Below are 12512 nucleotides of genomic sequence, written 5' to 3'. Positions count from 1 at the left end.
GAGAGGATTTTTGTGCAATACAAACAGCTTTCAGCATTTCCAGAGAAGTTTTTATGGGGTGCCTCCATTAGTGCCTACCAGGCAGAGGGTGCCTATCAGGAGGATGGGAAACAACCGTCTATTATTGACAAGTATCAGCATACAGAAGGGGTAGCTAATTTTGAAGTTGCCTCGGATTTTTACCATCACTATAAAGAAGATATACAGCTGTTTAAAGAATTAGGCTTAAAAGCTTTTCGCTTTTCCATCGCTTGGACGCGAATTATGGATATTGAAAATAATAAAACCAATCAAAAGGGAATTTCTTTTTATCATCAAGTAATTGATGAATGCCTGAATCAGGGAATCGAACCGATTGTCACCATGTACCATTTCGATTTACCTTATTTTCTAGAGGAGCAGGGCGGTTGGTTAAATCGAGCAACTATCGATTATTTTGTGGACTATGTACAGGTATTGCTTACTGAGTATGGTGACAAGGTGAACTATTGGCTGACAATTAATGAGCAAAACACGATGATCCTTCATCCTGGAGCGATTGGTTTGCCACCAAGTGGAGAGCTGCCTTCAAAAAAAGAACTCTTTCAAATTAATCACCATGTTTTATTAGCTCAAGCTAGAGTAATTCACTTGTATCATCAGTTGAATCTTAAAGGAAAAATCGGTCCAGCAATCAATTTAACGGCTATGTATCAAGCTACCTCCAGTCCAGAAGATGCAATTGCAGCCCATAATTGGGAAACATTGAGAGGCTGGTCTTTCTTAGATGTAGCAGTTCGGGGAAAATACAATTATTTGTTTGAAAACTATTTGAATGATCGTGGATTATATCCTAAAATTGAGGCAGAGGATCAGGCAATTTTATCCTCCGGTAAACCCGATTTTATTGCGATTAATTATTATTCAACTGCCACCATCGCTGCCAGCAAAAATGACGGATCAGATGTTTCCGCTAGAGCGGGGGATCAACAGATCATGTTGGGAGAAGAAGGTGTCTACCGGGCAGCTGAAAATCCTTATGTAGATAAAACGCCATATGGCTGGGTAGTTGACCCTACTGGACTACGATTAACATTGAGGAAATTGTACGATCGCTATGATTTACCTATTTTAATTACTGAAAATGGCTATGGGGCACCCGACATAGTTGAGGAAGATAGACGAATTAATGACCAGGATCGAATTGATTATCTAGCCAAACATATTCTGGCTATTCAAGCAGCTTTAACAGATGGTGTAGATGTTTTTGGTTATTTACCTTGGTCAGCGATTGATGTTGTTAGTACCCATCAAGGCTTCAATAAGCGTTATGGTTTTATATATGTTGACCGAACCGATGAGAATCTTAAAGAATTAAAACGAATAAAAAAAGAAAGCTTCTTTTGGTATCAAAAAGTAATCGCAAGAAATGGCTTAGCTTAGAGAGAACGGTGAATCTAATGAGAGTAATTAAAACGTTAAACAACAGTTTAATTCTTTGCTTAGATAAGCAAGGCAAAGAAGTAATTTTGATGGGGAAAGGGATTGGATTTCAACTAAAGAAAGGCGATTTGGTTCCGGCTGACAAAATCCAAAAAGTATTTAAATTAGATTCACTTTCTGATGCTCTAAAAAAGGATTACATTAAACTGTTTGAGGCTGCTCCGGATGATCTAATTATTTGCGTCAAGCGAATTATCGATTATGCCAACGCCAAGTTTGACTTTAAGCTGAATAAAAGTCTATTTTTTACCTTGGTTGATCACTTGAAGCATGCCATTGAACGCAGTCAAAAAGGCATTGTTTTTCAAAATCGCCTGCTGATTGAAATTCAAAAGTATTACCCAAAAGAATTTGAGATCGGCTGCTATGCTATCCAATTGATCAACAAAAAAATGAATGTTCAGTTGCCAGAAGAGGAGGCTGGAAACATTGCGTTTCACATTGTAAATGCCCAAAGTGAACAAGCAAATATGGAAGAAACCATGCTCTCGGTAAGAGCACTAAAGGATATCTTGGCTATGCTAGGATATCTGTTTCCCGAAAAAAAGGTTGATAAAGATTCGATGCTTTACTTAAGATTTGTGACACATTTACAGTTTTTTATTGCCCGAATGATTAAGAAGGAAGAGTTGCCGGAGAAGGATGATTTTTTGCTGGCTTCAGTGAAGCAGCGTTTTCCGAAAGAGTATCGGGCGGCCTTGAAAATCAAGGAGTACGTTCAAGAAGAGATGGGTGCCTCAGCAAATCAGGACGAACTGCTTTATCTAACACTGCATATTTCAAGGGTGTACTGAATGAAGAAAATATCGGCTGCACAATATATAAAGACTTGTTGGTTGTGCTAAGGCTCCTGATTCCTTGGAAAATTCTTCTAACAGTGCGGAGGTGAATGTTTCGACCTCTACCAGTGAAGTGGTAAAGTGTTCACAAGAAACTACTAGCTTGCCAGAAGAGCTACTTGGAGATTGGCAGATTAATAATAAGGATGCTGGTATAGAGATATCAGACAGTAAAGCTGTATTCCGTATAGGAAGGTCTCAAGTAGAGTCAAAGGATTATTATGTAGATGTAAACAACAAAATGCTTTTACATGTCTATTTTTCTTTTGAGTATGATAGTGTGAAATACATTGAAGTCTCTATTGAAAGAACTGGTTATAGTGAATTTATTAGTAAAAGCGTGGGAATTTTAACTATGCACACTAAAGATGGACAATATATAAGTTTGGGTGTGAAGAGAGTTTCCGGTGAGAATAATGAGACAGAAGCAGTTACGGAGCAGACGATGGATGAAAGAATCGATTCATCTAAGAGTAATGAGACAGAAGTAGATACTGGGAAGACGATAGATGAAAGAATTGATTCATTCATCGAAACATACACAGCTATACCACCTACTTGGAAGCTTGTAAATGAAGATAAAGGAATCACGATAAATACTGATACAGAGATTTCTACAGATGCTCAATCTTTATCAGATTTATTAGCTAATCTAACAGGTATCAGTAATGCAGTGACAGAGCAAGTTGGTAAAGACATTCCACTTCGGTTACTTGAAAATGGGAAAAAAGATTATTCTGTGGTATTTAAGAACGGACAGGTAACTGATTACAACGAAGTATTTAAAAAAGTTATTGAATAATGATTCTTCCATCTTTTTCATTTATTTACCCTACCCCGTTGTTATATGACCGTACTTATACATCTCCAGTAGCTTAGGATAAGCTACTGGGGGTATTTTTTTTCGGATTTGGAGCCCGACTATATTTATTTGTATCTGAAATGAAACGGAGATAGTTTCATTAAACGTTGATATATAAGTGTTTTAGACTGTTTCAGGTAGTGATTTTAGTGAAAAAATTTTTAAGAAATTTGTATATTTTATACTACTAGACAGTACTGTTTTTTTATGAAAAAATCATATGTAATTGTTTCATATGTATCTGAAATGGTTCTAAAGATAACTATGTAGAAATATAAAAAATAAGTTAACGATCAGTCTAAGTTATATCAAACAACGTTAGACTCCTTTCGCGTAGTTTATTAGCAAGAATAAGTTTCTTTCTTTTTTTTTTTGCTTTTTATAAAAGGGGGTATGCTAAAATAAGAGGGTATATAGCAACTTTAAATAAGAGATAGGAGTGTATCTTTTTGGGTGCAGAATTAAATCAAAAATTATTTAGTGCGGCAGATAATCTCCGTAGTAAAATGGATGCGTCAGAATATAAAAATTATTTATTGGGACTGATTTTCTATAAATATTTATCCGATCGATTGTTGGAACAAGTGGTTCTTTTAGCAGATGAATCCTTAGAGGAATATGACACAGTAAGCAAACAAACAATGTTGTATCGTGAATTACTTTCAGATGAAGAATCAAAAGAAGATCTGATTGCCACAATCGTTGATATTTTGGGATATGCAATTGCACCAGAGTATCTTTTCAACGTCTTAGCGGATCAAGCAAAACAAGCAACGTTCCAATTGAACGATCTAAACAAAGCCTTTGTGCAATTGGCATCTACCTACAATCAATTTAATGGGTTATTTGATGATGTGGATCTCCAATCAAAAAAACTAGGAACAGATGAGCAACAACGAAATGTGACGATTACCGAAGTCATCAAGAAATTGAATGATGTAGATGTTTTAGAACACGATGGGGACGTGATCGGGGATGCGTATGAGTTTCTGATCAGTCAATTTGCTTCAGAAGCAGGGAAGAAAGCCGGAGAATTTTACACACCTCATATGGTTTCTGATATGATGGCGCAAATCGTAACGCTCGATCAAAAGGAACGACGATTCTTTAGTGTTTTTGATCCAACGATGGGTTCAGGTTCATTGATGTTAAACGTACGTAACTACTTAACACACCCAGATAACGTTAAATATCATGGGCAAGAACTAAATACAACGACATACAATCTAGCAAAAATGAACTTGATTTTACATGGTGTCGACGCCGAAGAAATGAATCTCCGCAATGGGGATACGTTGAATAAGGACTGGCCAACAGATGAACCTTACACATTTGATGCAGTAGTAATGAACCCACCTTATTCGGCTAATTGGTCAGCAGATACGACTTTCTTAGATGATTCTCGGTTTAATCGTTATGGGAAATTAGCGCCAAAATCCAAAGCAGATTTTGCGTTTCTTCTTCATGGGTTCTATCATTTGAAGGAAACAGGTACCATGGCCATCGTCTTACCACACGGAGTTTTATTCCGTGGCGCTGCAGAAGGGGTCATCCGTCAAAAATTACTAGAAGATGGCAGTATTTATGCTGTGATCGGTATGCCTGCGAACTTGTTCTTTGGGACATCGATTCCAACGACGGTGATTGTGTTGAAGAAGAATCGTCAAACTCGAGATGTATTATTCATTGATGCTAGTCGTGAATTTGTTAAAGGGAAAAATCAAAATAAACTATCGGAAGAAAACATTCAAAAAATCCTCGAAACCTACGCTGAAAGAAAAGATGTCGAGAAATACGCTCATTTGGCAACCTTTGATGAAATCAAAGAAAATGACTATAACTTAAATATCCCACGCTATGTAGATACTTTCGAAGAAGAAGAACCAATTGATATGGTTCATGTCGGAAATGACATCAAGAAGATACGACAAGAACAGCAAGTGCTAGAAAAAAAACTTTTAGAAGCTATCTCTTCCCTGCAAACAACACCTGAAAATGAAGCGTGGTTACAAGGTGCGCTGGAGGTGTTCAAACATGAGCAATGATACACAACCAGAAATCCGTTTCCCAGGATTTACAGATGATTGGGAACAGAGGAAGTTGGGGGACTTCGTTGTAGATTATGTTGAAAAGACAAGTGTACAAAATCAATTTCCTATGCTAACTTCATCTCAACAAAAAGGGATAGTTTTGCAAGAAGACTATTTTGCAAATCGGCAAGTAACTACAGAAAATAATATTGGTTACTTTGTACTACCTAGAGGATATTTCACGTTCCGTAGTCGAAGTGATAATGATGTGTTTGTGTTTAACCGTAATGACATTATTGATAGAGGGATTATAAGCTATTTTTATCCTGTATTTACTTTAAAATCTGCTGATTCCGACTTCTTCTTAAGACGTATTAACAATGGAATCCAACGACAATTATCTATTCAAGCAGAGGGAACAGGTCAACATGTTCTGTCTCTAAAAAAGTTTAAAAATATAGTAGCAATGTTTCCTAGTGAGGAAGAACAACAAAAAATCGGCACCTTCTTCAAACAACTTGACGACACGATCGCTCTTCATCAGCGTAAGTTAGATTTGCTGAAGGAAACGAAAAAAGGATTCTTACAAAAAATGTTCCCTGAAAACGGAGCAAAAGTGCCAGAAATCCGGTTTCCTGGTTTTACGGAAGATTGGGAAGAGCGTAAGTTGGGAGAATTAGGTAAAACTCAATCGGGAATTGGATTTCCTGATGCCGAGCAAGGTGGTTCTGAAGGTACTCCATTTTTTAAAGTTTCCGACATGAATAACATTGGTAATGAGTATGAAATGAGAAATGCAAATCATTATGTATCTAATGAGCAAATTGAGCGTAAAAAATGGAAGCCAATAAAAGATGTGCCAGCGATTATATTTGCTAAAGTTGGCGCAGCAATAATGCTTAATAGAAAACGTTTGGTCACAAGCCCTTTCTTAATAGATAACAATACCATGGCTTATTTATTTAATAATACTTGGGATATCTATTTTGGTAAAATATTGTTTGAAACTATAAATTTGCCAAGATACTCCCAAGTAGGGGCATTGCCTTCTTATAACAGTTCTGATATTGAGAATATCAGTGTTAAGGTTCCTGTAAAGGATGAACAACAAAAAATCGGTACTTTCTTCAAACAGCTAGATGATACGATCGCTCTTCATCAACGTAAGTTAGATTTACTAAAAGAAACGAAAAAAAGCTTCTTACAAAAGATGTTTGTCTAGGAGGGAAGAAGAATGAAAATTAGTCACCGTGAGGAAGCAGAAGTCGAAGAACAGTTGATTCGTGTACTTGGAGAAGGGCATAATCAGTGGACGTATCGTCCGGATCTAAAATCAGAAGAAGACCTTTGGGTCAATTTACGCCAAAAAATTATCTCAAATAATCAAGCAGAACTGAATGATTTTCCTTTGACCGATAAAGAATTTGAAACGATCAAAACGGAATTACTGCTGCGAACGAAAACCCCATTTGATGCTGCGAAATGGTTAAAAGGTGAAAATGGGATGGCTCGGATCACGATTGAACGGGAAGATTCGCAATTGGGTTCTGTCTCACTTATCCTTTATTCCAATCAAGACATTGGTGGAGGAATCTCTACTTATGAAGTGGTCCATCAAATTGCAAAACGTGGAAGTAACATAGAAGCACGGGATCGACGTTTTGACGTCACCTTATTAATCAATGGATTACCGATTGTCCAAATCGAGCTGAAACAAGTAACTGCAAAAGATGGTGTTTATCAGGCATTTAACCAAATCAAAAAATATGCAGAAGAAGGTATGTTTCGGAACAATATCTTTTCGACCTTACAGTTGTTTGTGGTTTCCAATGAACAAACCACTCGGTATTTTGCAAATGCCTTACCGAAAGACTTGCACCCTAAGTTTTTATTTAGTTGGCGAACGAAAGACAATGAAAAAGTAGAAAACTTATATGAGTTTTGTAAACAAGTGTTAAATATCCCGGATGCTCATCGTTTGATTGCGGATTATACAATCGTCAGTGAAGATCAAGACAATAAAACCCTCATGGTGTTACATCCTTATCAAGTACATGCGATTCAAGCCTTGTTTATTGCCGCAAATAAACATCAATCAGGGTATGTGTGGCATGCGACTGGTTCAGGAAAGACGTTGACTAGTTTTGTATCTACTAAGCTTTTAGCACGAAAATCGGGGATCGATCGAACGATCATGTTAGTGGACCGCAAAGATTTAGATAATCAAACCACCACAGAGTTTACAAAATTTGCTTCGGAATTTAATACTGGGATTTCTTCCGGGAACGCCAAAGCGAATAGCTTGATCGTTGGAACGGGAAGTGCCAAAGAATTAAGTGAAACCCTGTTGGCAGATGCCAATGCAAATGTTGTAATCATTACAACCCGTCAAAAACTAGATGCGGCGTTGAAATATGCAAAGAAACAAGAAGAGAAAAAAGGAACCAATCGCTTCCAAAAATTAATGGGCCAACATATCGTGTTTGTAGTAGATGAGTGTCATCGAGCGTTAAGTGCTGAAAATATGGAAGAAATCAAAAAAATGTTTCCGAAATCCACTTGGTTTGGCTTTACAGGTACACCGATTTTTCCTGAGAATCGGAAACAAGCCAAAGGGCAATTGGCACGTACAACCCATGATCAGTATGGAGAGGTCTTGCATACCTATACCATTAAGAATGCGCTAGAAGATGGCTCTGTCTTAGGATTTCAAGTAGAGCATGAAAACACCGTGGAGCCGACTTCACTAGAGAATAAAATCTATCGGAAATTAAAAGAAGTAGAAACATATGCAGAGTATTCATCAGAACAGATCAATCGTATGATTGATCAAATGGAACCTGTCAAAAAAGAAAGTTATTTGGACCCAGCTGTTTTTGAAGCAGATGAACATATCCAAAAAGTCATTCATAAAATGTTCCGTCCAGATAATGCCTATACAAAATTTGATTTTCGAAATGGCAGGCCAACGAAATCTGCAATCTTAACCACGAGTTCCATTGACATGGCCAAAAAGTATTATCGGGCCATCAAAGAGATGACGAAAGAGCCTGATTGGTTAACAAAAGAGTTTCCCAATCAGCTCATTCGTGAAGGACGAACGATGGAGGATCCTGATTTTCCACGAATCGCTATTACCTATTCATTAGAAGAAAATAGCCGAGATTCAAGTGCCCAACAAGAAGAAATGCAAAAAATTATTGAGGAATATAATCAGTATTATGATACTTCCTGGTCATTAGCAGACATTGAGCGTTATAACGGAGACATCAATAATCGTTTGGCACGAAAAAGAGCGGAATTCAAACAATTTGGGAAACAAATCGATTTAGCGATTGTAGTGGATCGTCTATTAACAGGTTTTGACGCCCCTACGATTCAAACCCTATTTGTGGATCGTAATCTAGAGTATGCAGGATTGATCCAAGCTTTTTCACGTACGAATCGTACGTATCCTGATAAGACAAAAGGATTGATTGTGACGTTTCGTAAGCCAGCGACAATGGAGAAGAATGTCGAGGATGCGACAAAACTGTATTCAAAAGCAAAAGAAGAATCAGGTTTGATTTATCCAAGTTATCAGGAATCCAAAAAAAGATTCAAACAAGCATATGGTAAGTTAAAAGAGGTTTCATCCATGGAATCCATTGATGAACATACGCCACTTGAAATCCGTATCGAGTACGTCAAAGCATTTCAAGAATTGAATCGTGCTTATGAATCGTTAGTGACTTATGACGATTACAATGATGACATGGTGAAATCTCCAACTTTGAACAATCAAATTCAACTTTTGGAAGAACAAATTGGCGTGTACGAGACCGTGAAGGGTTCATTAATAGAGGAAGAACCAGAAAAAGAAGGAGAAGATTTTTCAACGATCGAATTTTATAGTGAAAATACCACTAAGTTGTATGATATTGATTCAACTTATATTGATCAATTACTAGGAACTTATGCTGCGAATAGTTCAGATGCACGAGAAGAAATTGAAAAAGCTTTGGCTAAATTGAATAAAACAGAAGGAGTCAAAGAAGTTTACCGACAAATTTTAAATGCATTTGATGTGGGGACTTTAGATAGTAATGAAGATATCTTTGTCATTAAACGTCGCTATTTTACACAAGCGAGTGATGATTTGATTCATGTCTTTTCCAATGAGTGGTTTGTTTCTGAGAAAGAATTACATGCTTCTAATCTGCAATATCTACCAGGTGAAGATCCAATTCCTAATATGAAAGCAATTATCAACAGTAAGGATTACGAAGGATATAAAGCCAAACATCCAGAAGCGAAGCCATTTAAATACCCACAAGAAATGAAGCGAGCATGGCGTAAAATGTTAGATGATGAGTTGATTCCACTTGAGAATGAATTGAGGTAAACGAGAAGAGTTAAGAAAATTGTACGATTCAAAGATGGTAGTCAAGTGGAAGTGTAGAAAATAGGGATAGATGTCTTTTATTTGTTCACATTTTATAACGAAGTATTTAAGACAGCTATTGAATAATGTTTCCTCCACCTTTTTCATTCATTTACCCCACCCCGTTGTTATATGACCGTGTTTTGAGAGGAACCAATAAAAAGCATAGGCTAACTAGGGGTTCCTTTTTCTTTTGTTTTTTTGGAATCCGCTTAAGTGAAATGTATCTGAAATGAAACGGAGATAAAGTGATTTTTTGCTATAATGACAAGGTTTTAGCTGTTTCAGATACCATGTAACCCAAAATAGTTTATTGAGAAAATAGGAGAGTATTTGATACTAACTAGTAGGAAAAAATGAGATAAAAATTAAATGGAATCATTTCAGGTAATCTCAAATAAAAAAATATACAGTCCTGTGGCACTTTACCTATGGGACTGTATATTTTTTACTCTCAGCGGGCTTGTTTTGACTCCGTGTCTGACTCCGTCGTATTGATTTTAAATGATATTCGATGACCATTTAACAGGTCATTTTTGAAATTTTTGTCTCTATATGACTCAGTTTGATAATTATTGATAGATCAATTTGGGTCTATATCGAACAAGGGAATAATCCAATAAAAAATGATTTAGAATATCAAAATAACAAAAAAGAGGACTACCTGTATTCGTCCTCTTTTTTGACCAGATTTTGACCAGTCTAATTTACATTCTAATATATTCATATGAGCTAATTTTTTGATTAAATGGTAAGTTTTTCCTTGTTTGTTTTAGTTTAAACTAGTGTGTAATTTAAAAATCTATATGTAAGGGATTAGTTGAGGCTTGGCATCTAGGAGCAGAGGCTGGCAATGCTATTTTGGACGTCCTTTGTGGCAAAATAAACCCAGCCGGAAAGCTTACAATAACAATTCCGAGACATTTAGGACAAATCCCTATTTATTATAATTATTTCAATACTGGTAGACCGTATTCAAGTGAAAAGTTTAATACGACCAAATACTTAGATGTATCCAATGAACCACAATTTCCCTTTGGGTATGGGTTGAGTTATACCACTTTTTCTATGTCACCAATTAGCATTAAAGAGAAGGGTAAGAACTGTTGGAAGGTGACTACTACCGTTTCAAATAAAGGAAGTAGAGATGGTTATGAGGTTGTTCAACTATATATTGGAGCTCAATATGGTCGTTATATAAGACCAACAAAAGACTTGGTAGCCTACAAGAAGGTTTTTGTTAAGTCAGGGGATAGTGTGACTGTTTCTTTTGAACTTACAAACAAAGATTTTAAGTATTATGATGAAGAGTTCAACGAAATTATAGATGATGGTGCTTATTGGATCATGGTAGGCAATGATTCATCTCAAGCATTAACTAATAAAGAAGAAATAGAGGTAAGAATTAATGAGTAATAAAGAAGAAGCTAAATCAATCATTAACTTTGTTGGTGGAAAAGAGAATATTGCAGCACTGACTCACTGTGTGACACGTCTGAGGTTTGCCTTGCGAGATGACACTAAAGTTGATAAGGCAGGATTGGAAAACCTGGAAGATGTGAAGGGTACCTTCAATGCTAATGGACAGTTTCAAGTTGTTATCGGTCCTAAAGTAGCAGATATCTATGAAGAGGTTATAAGCCAATCTGGGCTGAGTGGGGCAAACAAAGAAGACGTTAAAAAAGTAGCGGCTGAGTTGAATTTGAATTGGTTTCAACGTGCAGTTAAAATATTGGGTGATGTATTTGTGCCGATTTTACCAGCGATCGTTACAGCTGGTTTACTGATGGGACTGAATAATTTATTAACAAACCCAGGAATCTTTTTTGAGCAGTCACTCATTGAAGTATATCCTAATATTGCTGATGTCGCTGATATGATAAATCTTATCGCAAACACTTCCTTTCAATTTCTGCCTGCGTTAATAACATGGTCAACTGTAAAATACTTTAAAGGAAATCCTCTTCTTGGGATTGTGTTAGGTCTAGTCTTTGTACACCCAGATTTGATGAATGCCTGGAATTACGGGCAAGCAGTAACCACGGGAGATATTCCACATTGGACAATCTTTGGATTGTCCATCTCTAAGATAGGACTACAAGCACAAGTATTGCCAGCTCTAGTTTCCGGCTATGTGTTAGCTAAAACAGAGCTATTCTTGAAAAAGCGTGTGCCTGAAACAATCCAACTGTTGGTTGTTGCACCAGTTGCAATTCTTTTTACTAGTGTTATAACATTTATTATTATAGCGCCGATTACAATTGCTATTGGTAATACGATTGTCGCAGGTATTGTATGGTTATTCCAAAAAGTTCCATTTATTGGCGGATTTGCTTATGGTATTGGTCTTGCGCCATTAGTCGTGACAGGGATGCATCATGCGTTTTTACCAGTTCATATTCAATTGATGGCGAACGGTGGAGATTATATTTGGCCTATTGGAGTCATGTCAAGTTTGGCACAAGGTTCTGCTGCTATTGCAATGAATTTCTTAATCCAAAATAAAAAGTTGAAAGGTGTTGGACTGGCTGCCGGTTTGTCTGCTTATATGGGTATCACTGAGCCAGCAATGTTCGGGGTTAATCTAAAGTATAAATTCCCATTCGTGGTTTCCATTCTGACCTCTGGAATAATTGGAGGATTTATGGCGTCACAACACGTCATTGCAACTTCTGTTGGTATCAGTGGAATTCCTGGTTTCTTGTCTATTCCGTTTGAATTCTGGCCAATATTCTTTATTTGTATGCTAGCAAGTTGTGTCGTCTCATTTGGAGCAACTTACCTTTACGGGAAAAATAAGGTTCTGTTGCAAAGTTTTAAATAAAGAATAAAATCCCTTACGGTATCTATGATTTAAGCTGGGATTCCCAATAATA

8 protein-coding genes are annotated in these 12512 nt (G+C 36.8%); all 8 read left to right on the top strand.

Annotated elements, in window-relative coordinates; all coding sequences use genetic code 11:
* The first annotated feature begins 12 nt into the window (after window positions 1–12).
* The 8 genes from AB5Z52_RS02430 (at window position 13) to AB5Z52_RS02395 (ending at window position 12460) form a co-directional block, all read left to right on the top strand.
* A complete protein-coding gene (locus tag AB5Z52_RS02430) occupies window positions 13–1422 on the top strand; it encodes a glycoside hydrolase family 1 protein (protein ID WP_002298389.1) in 1410 nt (469 codons plus the stop codon).
* A 17-nt stretch (window positions 1423–1439) separates the two neighbouring features.
* The gene (locus AB5Z52_RS02425; RefSeq protein ID WP_002298387.1) at window positions 1440–2276 is read left to right on the top strand and encodes a PRD domain-containing protein; all 837 of its coding nucleotides are present in this window, start codon (window positions 1440–1442) and stop codon (window positions 2274–2276) included.
* Between the two features lie 64 nt (window positions 2277–2340).
* Window positions 2341–3123: a hypothetical protein gene (locus AB5Z52_RS02420; protein WP_002317770.1), complete on the top strand. Its 783-nt coding sequence runs from the start codon at window positions 2341–2343 to the stop codon at window positions 3121–3123.
* Between the two features lie 509 nt (window positions 3124–3632).
* Window positions 3633–5228: a type I restriction-modification system subunit M gene (locus AB5Z52_RS02415; RefSeq protein WP_002330869.1), complete on the top strand. Its 1596-nt coding sequence runs from the start codon at window positions 3633–3635 to the stop codon at window positions 5226–5228.
* A complete protein-coding gene (locus AB5Z52_RS02410; RefSeq protein WP_002330870.1) occupies window positions 5218–6435 on the top strand; it encodes a restriction endonuclease subunit S in 1218 nt (405 codons plus the stop codon). The genes AB5Z52_RS02415 and AB5Z52_RS02410 overlap by 11 nt, the downstream gene beginning before the upstream one ends.
* Window positions 6436–6447: 12 nt before the next feature.
* Window positions 6448–9597 carry a type I restriction endonuclease subunit R gene (locus tag AB5Z52_RS02405; RefSeq protein WP_002330871.1) on the top strand — a complete coding sequence of 1050 codons (3150 nt, stop codon included), beginning with the start codon at window positions 6448–6450 and terminating at the stop codon, window positions 9595–9597.
* An 843-nt stretch (window positions 9598–10440) separates the two neighbouring features.
* Window positions 10441–11052, top strand: a complete 612-nt coding sequence (locus AB5Z52_RS02400) for a fibronectin type III-like domain-contianing protein (protein WP_341874536.1) — start codon at window positions 10441–10443, stop codon at window positions 11050–11052.
* Complete coding sequence (locus AB5Z52_RS02395) at window positions 11045–12460, top strand: PTS transporter subunit EIIC (RefSeq protein ID WP_060804982.1); 1416 nt, start codon at window positions 11045–11047, stop codon at window positions 12458–12460. Before AB5Z52_RS02400 ends, AB5Z52_RS02395 begins: the two co-directional genes overlap by 8 nt.
* The last annotated feature ends 52 nt before the right edge of the window (window positions 12461–12512 follow it).

Source organism: Enterococcus sp. RTP21361st1_A6_RTP21361_211029 (assembly GCF_040910045.1).
GTDB lineage: Bacteria > Bacillota > Bacilli > Lactobacillales > Enterococcaceae > Enterococcus_D > Enterococcus_D gallinarum.
This window is presented reverse-complemented; position numbering and strand designations above follow the sequence as displayed.

Bases quoted from the DNA above. Each gene is read 5' to 3' on its own strand.
- AB5Z52_RS02405 (WP_002330871.1), top strand. From the start codon at position 6,448: ATGAAAATTAGTCACCGTGAGGAAGCAGAAGTCGAAGAACAGTTGATT.
- AB5Z52_RS02410 (WP_002330870.1), top strand. From the start codon at position 5,218: ATGAGCAATGATACACAACCAGAAATCCGTTTCCCAGGATTTACAGAT.
- AB5Z52_RS02425 (WP_002298387.1), top strand. From the start codon at position 1,440: ATGAGAGTAATTAAAACGTTAAACAACAGTTTAATTCTTTGCTTAGAT.
- AB5Z52_RS02395 (WP_060804982.1), top strand. From the start codon at position 11,045: ATGAGTAATAAAGAAGAAGCTAAATCAATCATTAACTTTGTTGGTGGA.